The sequence below is a fragment of the Trichocoleus desertorum ATA4-8-CV12 genome (assembly GCA_019358975.1).
In the GTDB taxonomy this organism is placed as follows: domain Bacteria; phylum Cyanobacteriota; class Cyanobacteriia; order FACHB-46; family FACHB-46; genus Trichocoleus; species Trichocoleus desertorum_A.
Map to the genome: position 1 here is coordinate 55,895 of JAHHIL010000021.1, position 19,263 is coordinate 75,157.

The following is a 19,263-nucleotide window of genomic DNA, read 5'->3' on the forward strand; positions in this document are numbered from 1 at the left end:
ATCATTCCCCACGACCACTAACAGTTGCAGATGCAGTTGGAACTAATTCGGATGTTGTAGATGTTGCTTCCGTGGTTGCAGTTGCATGCGCTAAATGACTGGAAGAATGTGAGGCAACTGGCTTAGTTTTGGGCTCTTGCTGAGGTCGAGGTGCTTTCTGTAAACCAAAGCCATCGAACAATTCATTCAGCTTGACTGTTAAACCAAGATAAGGACCATCAATCGAGCGAGAACCACTAAAGTCGCGATCGCTAGCATGTCCAAATCCGTAGCCAGCTGCTAGGCGGAGGTTGGGAGTCATATAGTAGCCCGCCTCAATGTTAAACCCAGTTTCGCTATACCCTGTATTGGGTTGATTAATCCAGCGGGCTTCTCCGACGACATCCCAGCTGTAGCCCAATCGATAGGTAGCTCGGAGTTGGGCAAGGGAGACGCTGCTAGTACCGACTAAATCTTTGGCTAGGTAGGTAGAACTGTGACGGAAGGCGTATTTACCATAGAATTCCCAGCGCCAGTTAGGAGCATAAATCGCTTCTGCCGCAAATAGATGCTCTTCAGAACCAGTGCCATTACCTAACAGAAGAGAATCAGGAATCGTAGAAGGATTTTTCCGATACTCATAACGCAGTAGAGCATTGAACTTGTCGCTATGAATGTCACGGTAGGCCAATCCTACTTTCAGATCTTTGGTGTCTCCTAAGTCTGACAGTTTTTGATTGGCAGCACTGGCTTGGTGGTAGCGGACTAAAGCCGTGAGAGAAGGAGTAATCTTACCTGTAGCAGCAGCGGAGATCACAGTATTGCTGCCCTCTGAGGAGGAGCGGTGCTCGTAACGGGCACTCGCTTGAAACTTAGGATTATCGGTGTATTCTAAGCCAACACTGTAGCTATCTCCAGAAGCCAAGGCTAAGGAGGAAGCACTTTGGCCTGTTGCAAAGGGTTGGAGAAACTGAGAACCCGCAGCTGTGCGGCGAGAGTAGTTGCCAAACACATGCTCGTAAGCTAAATCCATGCGGAGACCCGGAGCAATATTCCAGCGCTGATTCAGGCCCAATGCACCTTGCATCTGCATGCCGTCAGCACCACCCAACAGAGAATACCGTCCGGTTAATGTAGTGTCAGAACCCAGCTTGTAGGAGCCGTTGACATCCAAGCTGGTGATGGAATTGCCAGCATATTGACCACGGGTAAAAAACTGCTGGGCCAGACGCACATCTATACCAGGCATTGGCTTCCAATCTAGGCCGACAAGGGTGCGATCGTTATAAATGCTATCTACCTTGCTAGAAAGCGTCATCTCATTTTGAGCTAGAAAGGTGAGGTTACTAGCGAGAGGAACCGTGACGCGAGAACGTAATTGATCAGAAGTGCCGCTCAGGTCAGAATAAAGACGATCTTCGCGATCGCGATGAATCCAATCTACGGTCAGGTCAGCTTTACCAATTTTTTGTTGGATTCCAGCTGAGATAGTAGTGAGAGAGTTATCTACTTGGCTACCCGGGATTGCAGTAGAGCGCGGTGCGAACAAATCTTCTAAGGTGTCAAGGGGACGGGGCGCAACACCATAGTTATCTTCATGGTCGTACTGCGCTCGGAGGTTGGTAGTATCGGAAAGTTTACCTGTGACTTGAGCGCCGTAGCGAGTTTGACCAGGGACAAAGCTAATCGTGGCATCATTGGCAAATCCTGGGTCAGCCACACGGTAATAAGCTCGGCCTTGAATCCCTTTAGCGATTTCTCCCTGAGCTTCCAAACGGTAGGCAGAGCCGCTTACCTTGCCCATGACTTCAGAGTCGTTTTTAGAATGGGCGTATTCTGCGATCAGTTGTCCCTTGGAACCTAAGTTGATCAGGGCATCCGCTCCATAGAGTTCAAAATCCCGCACACCTTGATTTTCTTTGAGATAAGTGGCACCGAGCCAACTTTCATGGTTGAGAGTACGGTCTAAGTGATACTGAACCCGACCACCATAGATGTTACTGGTGCCCTGACCTTCATATTGGTAGGTAACAACGATCCGGCGAACTAATACTTCACCCTCATCCCCAATATCAGTCCGGAGAATAGGTTTGCGAAAAATCACAGAGCCGCGATCGTAATCAATGTCGTAGTCAGGTCCACGATTGAGGGACTGGCGATCGAGCACTGTGCCAGGACGATTTAGCTCTTCCAGCTCAATAAAAACATTCTCACTGCCTGGAACCAACAAGCGACGAGAGAGAAAGTAGTAACCACTGGTGCCATCGGGTGCGATCGTATCTCTTTGGAAGCCTTCGACATTGTTGCCGTAGAAGCCAGTCACTTGCAGGTCGCCTAAATTGTAATTGGCTTTGAAGCCATGCAATTGACGAGTGAAAGCGGTGAATTGCTGAGACTTGGTAGAAAACTCGTTCGTGTTATAGTCGCCCCACATTGCATAGTCGGGAGCGGCACCTGCAATTTTAGCGGAACGCTCAACCCGCAAGTAGAGGCTATCTTTGGAGGGGGTCAGGTTATCAACACGAGAACTGTCGCCGTATACAGGATAGTTCTGCTCACAAAACTGAGTATCTCGGTACAGGCGGCTGTTAGCATCACAGGTTTGGTTGAGGTTGCGATCGCTGTTATAGGCTCCAGTAAACAGCCAATCACCTACCTTACCAGTGGCAAACACAGACCCACGTACATCTAGTTCTGTAGAGTTATCGCCATCCGGAGGGAGATAGTCCCGGAAGCTGCCGTAGTAGTCGCTGCCTCGTCTGCCCAACCGTACATCAATTACACCCGTTGCGATCGAGGGACGGAGGTTCGTTTCAAACTGAAGTTGAGTAAAAGCTTCTAACTCACCAATATTGGCCCGGACTGTTACTGTTTGAGCTTGCAAGCTAGAGCGTAGATTGGCTGTAAACTGGCCTTGCCGAGCTTGTGCCTGAAACCCAGGCTCGTCGGTTTTAGCATCTGCGCCAACGAATTCTCCAGCACTGGTACTTAAAGTAACGATCGCATCTCGATTGGAACGGTTACCTTTGCCATCGAGTAATTGCCCTTGTACTGTAGCGGTAGAACGGCTATCCGCAGGGATACGAGTCTCAACCGTCTGTATACTCAGTTGAGTGGCGCTACCTCGAACTTGTACTTGAACTACTACGGGGATGCCAGCAACGCCATTGGCAGTAGGCTGAGCGGTAATGGTATTGTCTCCCTCCTTCAAGGGCACACCATACCAAGTTTGAGTAATGATCCGAGTTTTGGTATCTGTTTCTGTACGACCTACTAAGGTACTGCTGACAGTAACTCCATTTGCTTGTAGTTCTACTTGCGTGCCTTCCACAAACTGAAGAATAACTGTCGTGGCAGGGATATCTAGAACTGTGTTGGTAGTAGGCGTGAGAACTTTGGCTTCTGTAGGAGCTACAGGAACAGCAAGGCTGGCATTCTCAAGGGTTGCTTCAGGGGTAGGTGTCACAGCAGGAGCGTTCTCAACTGCTGGCTGAGTCTTATCAGCACTGTCTACTGTGGAAGCGGTAGTACCTTCTGGAACTGGTGAAACTTCACTGGGAGAAGTGGTGGCTGGTGAGGTTGGAGTGGTCTCAGCCGCCGCAGAATCTGAACTAACCTCAGGAGTATTAGTGACAGAGGATTGTAGTAAATCAGTCGCGCTGCTTACGGTTTCCAAGCCAGCAGTAGCAGCGTCAATCGTCTGTAGTTGCTGAGTTGCTTCAGGAGCGATCGCTTGAGCCGTAATTAAGTTATCTGATAATTGAGGTAAGAAGATTAGAGAGTGAAGCGCTTCGTTACCTGAAGAAATAGTAACTGGCTGTAACGTAGATGACTCTGGAAGGGAAAGCTCCAGTTCTGTGCTTGCCTGAACAGCAAGAGGAGACCAACTTAGACCTACAGTTCCTGTGATAGCTCCGAGCAAACTAAGCTTTAGAGCGTTAATTTTAGAACCTGTAGGCTTCGTAGTCATCTTTTGTCTCAGCTAATGGAGGTTAGTAAAAAAAGATTTCCTACAGAGCTAGCTGATAACTAGAAGCTGTTCAGGCTGAGAAACCCGGCTATGTGCGGTAGGAAAAACTGGATATCCTTAAGATAAGATTTGAGCCTGCTAAACACTTGCGCTGTTTTACTGGACTGTTGTAAGCCTTTTAACTTATCCCTGCGAGAGCAGTAGTAGATTCACGGGGTTTTGGTCTCGCTGGACGCTGGAGTCACTGCGAAGTTCATTCGGACTAACCCACCCGGTTCTAGATGCACTAGACGAGACTGGCTATTACGCTCTTTGACATAAAGGTTGGGAGCAAAGGTATAACCAGAAACGCTTGTGAGGTCTAGTACCCCCGTGCGATAACCAGAGATCACATTGGAGACGGAGAACAAGCCATTGGGATCAGTGGTGATGCGATTGCCATCATCCATGAACACGACAGCATTGGGAACACCAGGTTCACCGCGTTGTTGTTCGCCATCAAAGTTTTTGTCTACAAAGACACGACCAATAATGGTGCCGCAATCAGACAAAATACCAGAACGAATGCGGAGGCGATGAGTGGCAGGGCCATCCTTCACACCCTGGCGATTATCTATGCGATCGCCACTAACAACCGCAGAGTTAAGCCCTGTACCACGCACTGCATCAGGCGTAAGAACAGCAGCGTAAGCAATGTTCAAAACCGCGTTTTGATTGTCACTCTGAGGTGGTAAAGAGACATTGGGTTGGAAGGTGACGGTTGAGCCATTCCGGTTTGTGGTGACTGCAACCGATTGATTGGCAATTTCAGCGCGAACTGAGTCAGGCAAGAAGTTAAAACCAGCTGGGAGAGTATCTGTAATCACTAAGTTGTCGATCGCCGCAGTCGCCAAATTCTTGATTGAGAGCCGATAGATAACGGTATCTCCTGGCTCTGCTGCTGCGCGATCGCCTGTTTTAATAATTTGGACGCCTTGAGACTGACAGACATCAATATCAATATCAAGTAGTGCTAAGACTAAGCCTGCACCTTCAGCATTCTGAATATTGATAGTCTCAGTAACAGAGGAGCGGTTATCCGTGCTACTGATGGGTTTGCCATCTAATGATGTAGCGGTGTAGGAGACGGTATTACTGGTGCGAGCAGTAATGGTGAGGCGGATGCGGCGTTGGTTATAACCACCATTTTCTGGTGGATTAATCACAAGAATATAGGCTTTACCTACATCTAACTGCCCTCTCGCAGGATTGAGGAGAAAGTTGTAGGTTCCTTCGTCGCTATTGCTAAAAAAGAAAGGATTATTATTTTCACTATTAGGCGCAATACCAGCAGGGATACTGTTGTTGACAATGTCAGGTAGCTCAGTTTTGGTGAGGGATACTAAACCACTCAAGCTAGCACCTGTTGGATCGCCGGGATTGGTTTCATAAACTCCGACACTGAAACCTTCATAGCTACTCAGCACCTCTCCAGCACAGCCCCGGATATGACCAAACGGATCAACTAAGCGTTCAATGCTGTTACTAACTGAGACAGAAGCTCCTTGAAAGGTTTGTTGAGTAATAGAGTCAGTGTAGGTGTAGGTTGCCTGGTTAGAGAGCTGAACTGTTGTAACGCCTTTAGCCAAAACAGGTAGTGAATGTTGTAAGCTGCTTGCTACCGCGATCGCAACTGCCCACTGGCTCCAATTTTTAAGTAATGATAGGTGTTTTGTGGGAAGTGGAATCACGGAACAGATCTCCTTGTTGGCCCAAAAGGGGTAGCGATCGCAAAGGCACAAGCATCCCTGCGCAGCCAGATTCAAGCTTTTCTGACTGCTCATTGGTGATATGGAATAACTTAAAAGCTGTAAATAAGAAAGATAAAAAGAGAAATTTGAGGGCGAATCTAAAGGTGTAGAGCGATCGCCCTCAAGCTTTGATTAGCGAACTTTCACTTGGTAGGTCGCTTTCACTGTGCTTTTGGCACCCACTGCCGAGCCAATCATCCAACGGATGTTGGTGTAAGCTTCTGCGGGGGCAGGCTTCATAACGACTTTGCCATCTGCTTGCTTAACTGACACTTTGGGTTGAGCCACAAAACTCTTACCTTGGTCAATGCTGTAGGTGATTTGAGTGCCAGCATTGGGACTAATTGCAGCCGAACTCATGACATAAGCCATACCCTGAGGCACAGGTTGATTTAGCTTGAGGTCTTTGACAGGGCGATCGCTCTTGTTTTCGCCAGTCAAGGTGTAGCGAAGCACATCACCTGGTTGCACTGTCACGTTACCTTTTAGCGCTTCCCAGGTGACCTTCTCTTTACCTTGTTGATCCTTTTGCACCACTTTTTTGTCAGCGCTGAGAACCAACTGCATTTGGGCTTGGCGTTGATTGTTTTGCGCAATCTTGTTGACTGGATTTAACCAGCTAGCAGATACGGGTAGTTCATTAACGAAGGGGACGGAGGCAACGAGGGCGATCGCACTTAAACCGATGAGAGAGGAGCGTTTCATAGTTAATTCTCGCAGTAGTGTGATGGACTTGTACAAAAGGGGGAGAGGTAAGGAGATTGGGACACCCCACTTAAAGTGCCCCAATCTTGACTAATGCGCTTAGTTGCTCATCTTGCGCTGAACGTTGAGCTTGCCAGATGCACCAGGTGCCAGGGAAGAAACGGTGTCTACATACTTGGTGACATCAGGAGCAGTACCCGTTGTAACCACTGTTCCACCAGCATCGGTAGCAGATACGTGGGCCGTATCCATAATGCCATTCACATCTTGGTCGAGCGCCCAGTTATTACCACCTGTGATACCATCCTCTACAATTTGGAGATTGGTGGCATTGAGAATGGAACTACCTGTTGTGGCCGCAGCAGCCTCAGAAATGTTTTTGTAGGAAATCCGGTACTCGACGATGCGTCCTGGTGTTAGTTTTCCTGTGAGAGCGATCGCATCTGTTGTGAAAGGCTGAACAACGGTGGTGCCATCAGTTTCTAGGATTTGAGCTTCTTTGTACATCGCCACATAACCTAGATACGTACGCTCGGTAGTGAGGTTTTGAGGTTCTGTTACCTGGACAATTCCATCTTTGTTAGCATCTACAAAAGCGAGGATAGGAACTGCATAGCCGCCAACTACAGTAGCAGTAGGAGTTGTGAGATCACCTGGAGTTGTGAGATCAGTGGAGAGCTTAGTGCCAGCAGGTAAATTTACAGCGACTGTATAGTTGACGGGCGTTCCAGGAGTGACGCTTACAGAAACTGGGGTACCTGTCCAAGCAGTACCATTCCAGGTAAAAGTTGCAGAAGTGCCACCGGCAGTAATAGTTGCCGTGGTTCCAGTAGGTATAGTGCTACCCGGTGCATCAGGCCGTAACAGGAAGGTGGCAGGGGCATTACCAGTGTTGCTGAGTGTATTGGTAAATGTGACTGCACCTGGGTCATTAGCAGTGCTACCCGGTTTGCTGTCGGTTGGTGCCACAGCCATGTTAGTGAAGTCAGTGTTGTTATTGACGCCATCACCTGTAGCGGCTGGGTTGCCATTGGTACCATTCAGGACACCTGCCACGTTGCCGATCACACCATCTAAGGTAGCGCTATCTTCACGCGTAAGGTTGACAGGGGCACCTGCAACTTCACCAGTCACAGTACTCGGATCAGTGTTGTCATTGGTGTAAATATCTAAGGCACCATTGCCAGTTCCATTAGCCGCATATGCTTGGTTAGTGCTGGTAGGATCAAGAGATTTACCATATTCCACCGTAACTGTTCCAGGAGCAGCGTTAGCAGCGATCGCCAGCACAACCCGGACATTGACAATCCCATTAGCTGCAACCGAGCTAGTCAGCAGTGGAGCACCACCGACAGGGATAGTTTGGTCATCTGCGTTTCCAAGTATGCCATCTACACCAGCGGTGATGATCTGGCTGATAGAAGCACCCGCTACACCTGTACCCGTAATGGTTGCAGTACTAGGTAATACGAACCGAGTGGGGTCATTACCAGTGTTGGTGATCTTGAAGTCGTAGTTAAGCGTGCCACCAGGTTGAGCGGAGCCAGGGGTGTTAAGAGGGCTAACATCAATACCTGCAACCTCAGCTACAGTAACCGTGACGGTGTTGGAGGTCGCGCTGAGAGTCGTGCCAGTGCTTGGGTCTGTATAGCTGGCGGTTGCTGTGTTGCTGATGGTTGTGTTTGCCGCTGGAGCCGCTAAAACCGGAGTAACCAGTTGAAACACACCACCTGCAATGAACAATCCTGCAACTAGGGAGCGGTAGCTGAATTTGGGCTTGACGCTAGTTCTGTTGTTCGACTTCACTATTTTCACTGGATAATGCCTCTTGTATTACTTTGACTAATCCTTTTGCCCAGGATCTAGAAGACTATGGGAACCTTGGAAAGCTGGAATCTTACTCTCTTATTTACAAGCTTTGAGTAGAGTTGTTATTAACAGTTAGCCAGAATACTGGGATTTAAATATCAGTAATTCGCACCAACTTTATAGAGATAGACTGAACTGTTAAGTAGAACCACCAACTCGGTTTCTTGTTTTCTAAGAACCTTGAAAACTAGTATTCGCTGTAAACTAAAAAAATGGTTCAGCAGAATAGCGCATGTCTTATCAGCACAGTGTGCAAAGCTTGTGAATTGGCTGCAACTCTGTAAATGCAGGAGTTTTGGGAATCAGGATCAGTGTAAATGAGGATTTTCTTAATTGCGCTTTGAGACTTCAAGGAATAAATAGTGAAGCTACTATTACTGTTAATTTGTTGTTAATTTGTGAACCACATGAATAACTAATCTTAAGTATTTCTAGCTCTTTGAATATCACCAATCTTGTGATTAAACTCAAGAAGTCCGTGATTCTACTGTTCTAATTTCAATAAACTTGTTTTGGGTTGCAATTTCTAGATGCAGAACTTAACTAATTAGGATGTCGCAGAGTAGGATGCCTTTAGATGTTCTTGAAAGGCAAGCGATCGCAGTACCAACGGATGTAACTGATCCGAATGCTTGCAAACGTTTAATTGATGAATCTGTTCGGCAGTTTGGCGGAATAGATATCCTGGTGAACAATGCTGGAATTGGCGCGATCGCTCGATTCAAAGAGGTTACAGATCTCTCTATTTTTGAGCAGGTGATGCGAGTCAGCTATTTAGGCGCAGTCTACTGTACTTACTATGCTCTCCCTCACCTGAAGGCCAGCAAAGGATTGTTAGTGGCGATCTCCTCTTTGTGCGGCAAGCAGGGAGTTCCCACGCGATCGGGATATGTGGCGAGTAAACATGCCATGCAAGGATTCTTTGATACGCTCCGAGGGTAGGGCGATCGCTCACTCCTACTTCAACTCTTTTGCTTGGCGGAGATTTGATGCAGCTTGCTTGATTGGTTGCAGTAGAGAGAGGGAGATCCGCAAGCTATTTAAGGATGTGTTGTCTGAATGCTTGCTGTCGGGATGGGGGCCATGAAAGTCACTGCCACCGCTCATCAACAACCCATACTGAATACAGAGCTTCTCTAGCTTTCTTGATTGCTTCAGGCTGTGGTTCGGATGATACACTTCTATGCCCATCAGACCCGCTGCGACTAATCCGGGTAATGTTTCTTCTACTTCTCCGCCCCGGAACAGGTAAGGGTGTGCCCACACAGGAACGGCATCACACGACCGTAATAACTGAATGCCATCGATCGCGGAGAATTTCTCGTAATGCTCATAGGCGGGCTTGTCATCGCCTAGCCAACGATCGAATGCTTCTCTGGTGGATGGCACATGTCCAGCTTTGACTAGGGCTGTCGCGATGTGGGGACGGCCAGGGGCCATGCCTGCACCCAGCTGGGGGAGCTGAATTGGGTAGCCTAGTTCGGCTAGCTTTGCCACCATTTTGTCTGCTCGCCGCTTGCGACCCGCTAAACGCTCCGTCAAAGGTGCTTCTAATTTGTCGCGATCGGGGTAAAAACCCAGAATATGCAGAGAGCGATCGCTCTGAACTGTGCTGAGTTCTAACCCAGGCACAATTTCTAAGTCATGGGCACTAGCCGTAGCGAAGGCTTCATCCCAACCCCCTAAGGTGTCGTGATCGGTAATCGCTAACGCTTGGACTCCCTTTCTAGCAGCTAGCTCCACCAGTTCTGTAGGGGTGAGGGTGCCGTCGGAGTAAGTGGTGTGGCAATGTAGTTCGAGCATGTTTCTATTGTGAGCTAAATGAGCCGTCAAGGGCTAATAAAGGGGCAGGGGATGGCGATCGCTGAGTATAACGTTCTCTAGATAGACCTGGCACGACGACAATAGGCGGCAACTACCCGCTAGGACTTCGGTTCTCCTCACCACTAAAGGGGGAAGGGAGCGTTACAGTAAGTCTAAGGAAATCAACAAAAGTTCATACAGGCTGCTTTCTTGGAGGTGATTGCCTGTTGGATTACTGGCTGAGTGACTGGAGCGTTAGTAGATGCTGACCTTGACATTGACTATTCCTAGCCCTGCTAAACCATCTACTGGACTGCTCGGTGCAGCCGTTTTATTTGCAGCCGAAATCGCTCGGTAAGGGAAACTCACCATGTTCGAACTTTTTACAGAGAAGGCCATTAAGGCAGTGATGCTATCCCAGGAAGAGGCGCGTCGCCTGGGACACAACCTCGTGGGAACCGAGCAAATTCTCCTAGGACTGATTGGCGAAAAGACAGGAGTTGCAGCTAAAGTTCTGCTACACCTGGGTGTCAGTCTTAAAGATGCTCGGATTGAAGTTGAAAAGATTATTGGTCGGGGGTCTGGCTTCGTACCAGCTGAACTGCCCTTTACCCCCAAAGTCAAGCGTGTATTTGAAGCCGCTCTGGCAGAAGCTCGCCAGTTGGGACACAACTACATCGGCCCTGAGCACTTATTACTGGGCTTAATCCGTGATGGTGAAGGAGTTGCGGTTAAAGTTCTAGAGCGCTTGAACATCGACAAAGATGAAGTGCGATCGCGAGTGCTGCAATCCGTTAATGATGTCGCAACTGTTTCGGCAACTCGCCCACAAGAGCGTGACAGTGGCAAGCGTCCTAGCAAGCTCCGCAACTTAGAAGAGTTTGGTACCAATCTGACTCAAATGGCAATCGATGGCAAACTGGACCCGATGATCGGTCGCCAGAAAGAAATTGATCGAGCGGTGCAGATTTTGGGTCGTCGCACCAAAAATAACCCGGTTCTCATTGGTGAACCTGGGGTTGGTAAGACTGCGATCGCTGAAGGTCTAGCGCAACGTATTTCCGATCATGCTGTGCCCGATACGCTGTTTGGCAAGCAGGTGATCAGCTTGAGTATGGGTTCTTTAGTCTCTGGGACTCGTTATCGCGGAGATTTTGAAGAGCGCCTCAAGAACATTGTGGAGGAAGTGCGGCAAGCGGGCAACGTCATTCTCGTGATTGACGAGATTCACACCCTGGTGGGTGCAGGTGGAGTTGAAGGTGGCATGGATGCTGCTAACTTGCTCAAGCCTGCCCTGGCTCGTGGTGAGTTCCAGTGTATTGGTGCTACCACTCTAGATGAATACCGCAAGCACATTGAGAAAGATGCTGCCCTAGAGCGTCGCTTCCAGCCGATTATGGTGGGTGAGCCGTCTGTGGATGAAACCATTGAGATTCTGCACGGACTGCGCGATCGCTATGAGCAGCACCATAAAGTCGCAATTGCTGATCTAGCTCTAGAAGCAGCGGCTAAGCTCTCCGATCGTTACATCTCCGATCGCTTCTTGCCCGATAAAGCGATTGACCTAATTGATGAAGCAGGGTCACGAGTGCGCTTGAGCCACTCAAAGACTTCTGCCACCAAAGCGTTGAAGCAAGAGTTGCGCCAAGTGACTCAAGACAAAGATGCGGCTGTTGCAGCTCAGGACTTTGACCAAGCGGGTCATCTGCGCGATCGCGAGCTAGAGCTAGAAGCTCAAATTAAAGCGACTACTGCCTCTGAGCAACAAGTCAGCAAGACTCTAGCCAATCGGCCTGTGGTCGATGAGGAAGATATTGCCCAGATTGTGGCTTCTTGGACAGGAGTACCCGTCAATAAGCTCACTGAGTCTGAATCAGAGTTGCTGTTGCACTTAGAAGATACGCTGCACCAGCGCTTAATTGGTCAAGAAGAAGCAGTAACAGCAGTGTCTCGCGCCATCCGTCGGGCACGGGTAGGTCTCAAGGACCCCAATCGTCCGATCGCGAGCTTTATCTTCTCTGGCCCTACTGGAGTGGGTAAGACAGAACTGACCAAGGCTCTAGCTGCCTATTTCTTCAGCTCCGAAGACGCGATGATTCGCCTCGACATGTCCGAGTACATGGAGCGCCATACCGTCTCCAAGTTGGTTGGTTCTCCTCCGGGCTACGTCGGTTATGACGAAGGCGGTCAGCTCACCGAAGCAGTGCGTCGTCGGCCTTACACGGTCGTGCTATTTGACGAAATCGAGAAAGCTCATCCCGATGTCTTCAACCTGTTGTTGCAGATTCTCGAAGATGGTCGCTTGACTGACGCTCAAGGCCGCACCGTAGACTTCAAGAACACGCTGTTGATCTTGACTTCTAATATCGGTTCTCGCGTCATTGAGAAAGGTGGTGGTGGTCTTGGCTTCGATCTCGCAACCGAGACTCAAGCCGAAGCGCAGTACAATCGCGTGCGATCGCTCCTGAATGAGGAACTAAAGCAGTTCTTCCGTCCGGAATTGCTCAATCGTTTGGATGAGATTATCGTCTTCCGTCAACTCACCCGTGAGGAAGTGAAGCAAATTGCGGATCTGATGGTGCGCGAACTCTCCAACCGCCTCAGCGAGGAACAGGGCATTACCCTGCAAATCACAGAGCGGATGAAAGATCGCTTAGTAGTGGAAGGCTACAACCCCAGCTACGGCGCGCGATCGCTGCGTCGAACCATTACTCGCCTGCTAGAAGATGCCTTGGCAGAAGCAATTTTGTCAGGCCGCATCTATAGTGGCGCGATCGCAATGGTCGATGTCGATGAAGACGGGCAGGTGCAAGTCCATCCGGAGGCACAAGCTGCCTTGATCCCCGCGATCGCATAGAGTTTTTTAGCTTAAAAGTCTTAACTCAAGTCCCTGGTTTTATAATCAGGGGCTTTTTTGTGTTGATAAACTTACTCACGGATTAAATCTTGCAGAAGTGAGTATAGTTCAGTGAATTGCTGAGGGGCTGTACCAATTTTGAAAGCAACGGTGCGACTTTGGCAAGGAAGATGAATCGTTATAAAAGTTTTGTTTCTTGGAAGAAGAAATCCCTTCGCATCCATAGGGCTAGCATTATCAGAACTGGGTAAGTCCCAAAATCCCTTAGTGTTAGCGAGGAATACCAGTGTTTTCACTGTTAAGGGTGAAATGGGTGTTGCCTCAAGTAAAACTTCTGGTTTAGATGTAAGCGGTAGACGTGGTGTAGGACTGGAGTGAAGTATAGCAACTTGGCCCTGTGAGTAAATTTGTCTCAAAGAATGCGTCTGGTCGGTTTCTTGTCCAAATGTGATCACTGGTTCTTGCAACTGGCTGAGATCTCTACAAGCCTGAGCTTTGTTTGGTAGGGCTAATTTTGATTGGGCTAATGAGGAAGTTGTAGTCGTCGTAAGAAGGAGAGTAAGCACAGTTAAAGACCCTGGTATAAAGCGCATAGTAATGAATATGGCAAAAACGATTAGAGCCCTAGACCAGCCTTCCTATGCTTAAAGTTTCCTCAGCCGTCAATTCCTCAGCGATAGGTATTAGTGAGAAAAATACAATCAAATCGCTACCAAATGGTTTTGGCGAGGGGGACTGAGTTTGGATTCAAATCAAGCCAGGGAGGAGTTGAGGCAATCAGCTCAGCGGCTTGTTCGACTGCTACAGGTTTAGAAAACAGATAGCCCTGCCCAAAGTCACAACCAAGCGCCTTGAGTTGAGCGAGCTGTTCAGTGGTTTCGATGCCCTCAGCTACAACAGTTAGCCCTAATGAATGAGCAATGTTGATGATCAGAGGCACCAACCCTGAACCTTCGGAGCCGTCTGCCAGCCGCTGCACAAACGAACGATCAATTTTGAGGATATTGATCGGAAAAGAGTGTAAGTAGCTCAGAGAAGAATATCCTGTGCCAAAGTCGTCAATGCTGAGCTGAATTTGCCGTTCTCGCAGCTCTTGAAACATCACACTGGCTGATTGAGGATTTTCCATAATCACACTTTCGGTAATCTCCAGCTTTAAAGCTTGAGGATTAACTTGGGTGTCGGCCAGAATTTGATCAATTTGCTCAACCAAATCTGGCTGAGCGACCTGTCGAGCTGACAAATTAACACTGATTGAGAGAGCCAAGTCGGGTAAACTGTTTGCTTGCCACTGACAGAGCTGCTGGCATGCTTCTCGCAACACCCAATAGCCAATCTGAGTAATTAAACCTGTTTCTTCTGCAATGGGAATAAATGTGGCGGGTGATAGTAGACCCTGCTGAGGGTGTTGCCAACGAACCAAAGCTTCAAACCCTATTAAGCGGTGGTTATGCAGTGCCACAATGGGTTGGTAATGCACCACAAACTCTTGCTGTTGAATGGCTCGGCGCAGGTCAGTTTCCAGATGTAAGAGCTGCAGTGCTTTGGTATGCATCATGGGATCAAAGACTTGATATTGCCCTCTTCCCAGTGCCTTGGCTCGGTACATGGCGGTGTCTGCGTCTCGTAGCAAGTGCTCAGGTTGCTTGTGTTCAGCATGGTTGAGGGTAATGCCAATGCTGGCGTTGATAAACACTTCATACCTTGCTAGCTTAAACGGATGGGCTAAGGCGTTTAGGATCTGATCAGCGACTTGAGTAGCACTATCGAGGTTAGTAATATTTGTCAGAAGAATGGCAAACTCATCTCCCCCTAAGCGAGCCAGGGTATGGTGAGGTCTGAGACATTGCTCTAGCCGACGAGCGATCGCCACCAGTAATTCATCCCCGACCAAGTGCCCCAAAGAATCATTGACGACCTTGAAGCGATCGCAGTCCAGAAACAAAACCGCAAATTGATCATCTGCTTCTGCCTTCGCTTGTCGGAGGGCCTGCACCAGCCGTTCCATGAATAAAGCTCGATTGGGTAAATCTGTCAGGGCATCGTGCAGCGCCATTTTGAGCAGTTTAGCTTGAAGTTGTTGGCGCTCATAGACCTGCTGCTGCAACTCTTGGTTAGCAATTTCTAGCTGATAGGTGCGTTCTTTTACCCTGGCTTCTAATTGGGTATTCAGCTCCTCATTCTTTAGTTCAGATGCTCTTAGCGCGAGTTGATTTTGCACTCTCGCTAAAACTTCCTGCACCTGAAAAGGTTTTGTAATGTAGTCTGCGCCCCCAACATCAAATGCCTTTGCTTTATCAAGCCCCTCATTCAAAGCACTTAAAAAAATCACAGGAACTCTAGCTGTTTGCGAATTTGCTTTGAGATGATGGCAAACTTCATATCCGTCCATCTCTGGCATCATAATGTCCAACAAAATTAAGTCTGGCTGGACAGTCTGCACAGCAGTCAGAGCCATTGTGCCATTAAGGGCTTTGCGGACGTTATACCCCTCTTTGCTCAAAATGGTCGCGAGCAGGCGTAGATTTTCTGGGGTATCGTCAACGACCAGGATGTCTGCTGGGGTAGGCTCAGCTTGGCTAACATTCATGAAGATTTATTGCCTTCTCATTTTCCTATAGCTAGCTGACAAAAGCGATGTGATGATCAGAAATCATTACAGAAGTAGCGCGTAATTTCACTAGCAGACTCATCAATTTGATGAATGCTTAATCTGATCTAGCGAACTTTAAGGGGTTTCCATATATTAAGTTTATTTCTGAGTCAGGGCAGTCCTCAACTTTACTATCTCTACAAGATGAGACAAATCGTTCAGCCAGAAAATCAAATATGAGTCAGTATTCCCCGAAAGAAGGAAAGTCAAACTGATTTAAAACCGGAATTAGAGGTAGAAATTGAGCGATCGCAACTGAATAAGGGGCTTAGTACTCTTTGGCTTTGCTTTCTTCATACTGAGTTAAGGCTGTAATTTGATCAAAATAGAAGTTGTCGGATAGGTCTGTGAGAGTGTTTTTTAGGGCAACAAATTCGGTGGGAATTTCTTGAATCAGTTCTGCAATCAGGCGATCGCTGCATTGAGCGGCAGCATAATGTAACTGGCTCAACCAATTTGGCGGCATGGAGGCAATTTGTTGAGCAGTATCAACTGCTGTAGAGACTGGGGTAGTTGCAGCATCACTGTTGACTGGCGGGGGCAGTTCTTCGTAGCTATACTGCACACCTAGATGTTGGCTGATCGTAGCAAGGAGTTCCTCTTTACGAAAAGGCTTGCGGACAAAATCATCACAGCCTGCTAAGAGGATGTCTTGTCGTTGCTCCTCAAAAGCACTAGCGGTGAGTGCCACAATTACAGTTTTTTGGCCTAACGGTGACTGCTTAATCCGTCTAGTCGCCTCATAACCGTCCATCACGGGCATTTGGATATCCATAAAGATGAGATCAGGTTGCCAACGCTCCCATACTGCTAAAGCTTCATAGCCATTTTCTACTGCTTCTACGGCAAAGCCTACCTTGCTGAGGAGCCGCACTAGCAAAAATCGGTTGGTGGTGCTGTCTTCTACCACTAAGATGCGGTAGATAGGCTGCCCTGTAGCTATACTGCTGATTTGTCGTCTACTCAGTGCTTTTGGCTCCAACAGCCGACTTTTTTCTGTTTGCACTGGAATCTCAAAGTGAAAGATACTGCCACGGCTTAACTGGCTTTTGACTGTAATCTCACCCCCTAGGAGTTGTACAAACTTTTGGCTAATCGGTAACCCTAAGCCTGTACCGCCAGCTATCTTTAAGCCTGCTGCGGTTTGGCCAAATGCTTCAAACAATTGATTTAACTCGTGGGATGCGATCCCAGGTCCCGTATCTATGACAACAAACGTGAGATGAGTCATCCCTTCGGGCGTACCGTTGGTCTGTTTCTCCGGAGAAACGTTTAGAGCTTGGCTGGAACTAGTGCTGACTTGGAGCGTGACATGGCCTCGATCCGTAAATTTGATGGCATTGCCCAATAGATTGATCAGAACTTGACGTAGCTTGCTAGCATCTGTTTTCACATATTGAGGCACATCGGTGGTACGGATGCAGGTGAGTTGCAAACCTTTGGAGCGAGCTTTAAGCTGTAGCATTTCGGTGAGGTTGTCTAGCAAGCGATGCAGGTCGAAGCTAGTTTCATGCAGGGTGCTCCGTCCTGCCTCAATTTTCGACATCTCCAGAACGTCATTGATGAGTTCCAGGAGGTGCTCGCCACTACGACTAATAATGTCTAAATACTGTTGGTATTCGGATGTGATGATCGATGTGTGATGCATCAATTGCGTGAAACCGAGGATCGCGTTTAGAGGCGTGCGTAACTCATGGCTCATGTTGGCGAGAAAGTCGCTTTTAGCTTGATTCGCTTTATCTGCGGCTTCTTTTGCAGCTTGTAATTCTTGCGCCTGCTGTTGAGTTTGAGCGAGTAGCTCAGCTTGTTGAATGGCCACTCCCAATTGAATGCCAATTTGCACCACCATTTTGATTTCGGCACTTTCCCATTCACGGGGGCCTGAATTTTGATAGGCGGCGAGTAAGCCCCAAAGTTGGTTGCGGCAGAAGATGGGCACGATGATATAGGCGCGGGCCTGAAAGCGCTCTAGGAGGCCGAGGTAGCAGGGGTCAAAGCCAGCGGTATAAACATCTGTAATTGAGAGGTAACTGATACCTTGGCGGTAGATGCCCCCTTGTGTTGACTGTAAGTAAGTGTCCTGAATCAGTTCGTCGTTACTGCTTAAGCTTCTAGCCTGGCAGTCCGAATTGGCAACGGCAACTTGGGTCAGCTCTGGCTGAAAGCTTTGTCTGGATACTAAAGCCTGCCATCCAGCAGCGACAGATTCAGACACCAGTTCTCCGCCCCAATCTGACTTGAACCGATAAACTAAGGTGCGATCGCAGTCCACGACCTGTCGTAACTCTTGAGTTGTAGCCTTAAAAATGTTGGGTAAATCCAGAGTTTGACGCATGCGCTGGATCACTTTGGCACTGGCTTGCTCCCGCTCTAAGGTGTCTTGTAGAGCTGCCTCTGCTTGCTTTTGCTGGGTGATGTCGTTAATGGTGCAAACGACACGCTCTACCTGTCCAGTTTTTAAGGTCTGTAGCTCGACATTGATCAATAACCAGCGATGGTTTTTGCTGCCAAGTGCTGTGATGAGGACAACCCCATGAATTGACTGACCTAGGGCGATCGCTTGCTGTACAGGTAGCTCTGAGACACAACAAGGAGTGCCATCTACTTGTTGAAGTGGCCAATTTATCCCAAAGGTTTGTCCTACCAAATCGTCAGATGACAGGTTTAAGAGGTGAATGACTGCTTGGTTGTGAGTCAAAACTTCAGCTTTGGCATTCAGCAGCAAGACACCTATATGCATTTCGTCGAGTAACAGGTGGAACTGTTTCTCACTTTCTTGGCGTGCTTGTGCCCGTACTTTTTGAGTCATGAAATGCCGACTGAGAAAAAAGCGGAGTAGAGCTAAAGCTCCAATCAGTAGGATGGCGATCGCGACGGGAAGCGCCACTAAGCCTAAATCATAAGTACGAGCCATGCTTTTGCTTTCAATCTCCTGCCACTAAGTCGCGCATCATGGGGGTGAGCTGAGGCATCTGAGACTATTTTGTGCGCTTTCTCTCAAAGTTCCCATCCTAGGACATGGTATTCACTCATTTTAGGTACGTTTACCTGTGTTTCTGGTCACATCAAAAAGTAATTAAAGAGCGATCGCTGCTCTGTTTAGGCTTGCTCTAGGATGTCTGAATGGCGACCGAGTTCCAGGCAGAACCAGGTCAGCATAGAAGTGGTGGTTTCGTGCCTTGCAAGTAGCATGAGTAGAGCTTGGTCTTTAAGTTCTTTGAGGCTGAGGCTATTACCTGCCTCATCTCTGGCTTGAATCAACAAACTGAGCACGTCATCTGTAGGTTTCTGCCGTCGTTACTGGATGCTTGTTCCCACTTTTGTAAAGATTGGTAGGTTATGTCTTCTATCGTACTGACATAACGCACCAAAGCAGGCCCATGAAGCGCTGCCATGATTAGGCGACGGTTCCGCCGATGTTATGTTCTTCTCCTTCCTGCAATCTCCCAAAAAGGGTAATCCCATCCGACCCGGAGGGAGTGGCAGGTGAGCCATCTCAACCTCCGGGGGACTCCCGCCACAGCGTTAGTGCAGCCATGCCGAAGGCTATAGCTTGGCGGTGAGGGGGATAGGAGCGGTAATCAAGGGGGTACCGCTGCGCGGAAGCAAGCAACGATGCCCTCTTAATGACCAGCTT

The 19,263-nt window shown here is 48.4% G+C and carries 9 protein-coding genes and 1 pseudogene; 2 read left to right on the plus strand and 8 right to left on the minus strand.

Annotation, left to right across the window (positions count from 1 at the left end):
* Position 1: 1 nt before the first annotated feature.
* From KME12_15870 to KME12_15885, 4 genes are all read right to left on the minus strand, one after another.
* Positions 2-3,949: a TonB-dependent receptor gene (locus tag KME12_15870; protein MBW4489267.1), complete on the minus strand. Its 3,948-nt coding sequence runs from the start codon at positions 3,947-3,949 to the stop codon at positions 2-4.
* Between the two features lie 209 nt (positions 3,950-4,158).
* The gene (locus KME12_15875) at positions 4,159-5,772 is read right to left on the minus strand and encodes a DUF11 domain-containing protein (GenBank protein MBW4489268.1); all 1,614 of its coding nucleotides are present in this window, start codon (positions 5,770-5,772) and stop codon (positions 4,159-4,161) included.
* Positions 5,773-5,871: 99 nt separating this feature from the next.
* Positions 5,872-6,444 carry a DUF11 domain-containing protein gene (locus KME12_15880; protein ID MBW4489269.1) on the minus strand — a complete coding sequence of 191 codons (573 nt, stop codon included), beginning with the start codon at positions 6,442-6,444 and terminating at the stop codon, positions 5,872-5,874.
* Positions 6,445-6,543: 99 nt separating this feature from the next.
* Positions 6,544-8,250: a hypothetical protein gene (locus tag KME12_15885; GenBank protein ID MBW4489270.1), complete on the minus strand. Its 1,707-nt coding sequence runs from the start codon at positions 8,248-8,250 to the stop codon at positions 6,544-6,546.
* Between the two features lie 615 nt (positions 8,251-8,865).
* Between KME12_15885 and KME12_15890 the strand changes: the two genes are divergently transcribed.
* Positions 8,866-9,255: an SDR family NAD(P)-dependent oxidoreductase gene (locus tag KME12_15890; GenBank protein MBW4489271.1), complete on the plus strand. Its 390-nt coding sequence runs from the start codon at positions 8,866-8,868 to the stop codon at positions 9,253-9,255.
* 15 nt (positions 9,256-9,270) lie between these two features.
* On the opposite strand, the gene KME12_15895 is transcribed toward KME12_15890, so the two are convergent.
* Positions 9,271-10,116, minus strand: a complete 846-nt coding sequence (locus KME12_15895; protein ID MBW4489272.1) for a PHP domain-containing protein — start codon at positions 10,114-10,116, stop codon at positions 9,271-9,273.
* Between the two features lie 370 nt (positions 10,117-10,486).
* Between KME12_15895 and KME12_15900 the strand changes: the two genes are divergently transcribed.
* Complete coding sequence (locus tag KME12_15900) at positions 10,487-12,973, plus strand: ATP-dependent Clp protease ATP-binding subunit (GenBank protein ID MBW4489273.1); 2,487 nt, start codon at positions 10,487-10,489, stop codon at positions 12,971-12,973.
* 709 nt (positions 12,974-13,682) lie between these two features.
* On the opposite strand, the gene KME12_15905 is transcribed toward KME12_15900, so the two are convergent.
* The 3 genes and pseudogenes from KME12_15905 to KME12_15915 all read right to left on the minus strand — a co-directional run bounded on the left by KME12_15905 (position 13,683) and on the right by KME12_15915 (position 19,045).
* Complete coding sequence (locus KME12_15905) at positions 13,683-15,563, minus strand: EAL domain-containing protein (GenBank protein ID MBW4489274.1); 1,881 nt, start codon at positions 15,561-15,563, stop codon at positions 13,683-13,685.
* 331 nt (positions 15,564-15,894) lie between these two features.
* Positions 15,895-18,540 carry a response regulator gene (locus KME12_15910; GenBank protein ID MBW4489275.1) on the minus strand — a complete coding sequence of 882 codons (2,646 nt, stop codon included), beginning with the start codon at positions 18,538-18,540 and terminating at the stop codon, positions 15,895-15,897.
* Between the two features lie 185 nt (positions 18,541-18,725).
* A pseudogene (locus KME12_15915) lies at positions 18,726-19,045 on the minus strand (cytochrome P450).
* Positions 19,046-19,263 lie beyond the last annotated feature (218 nt).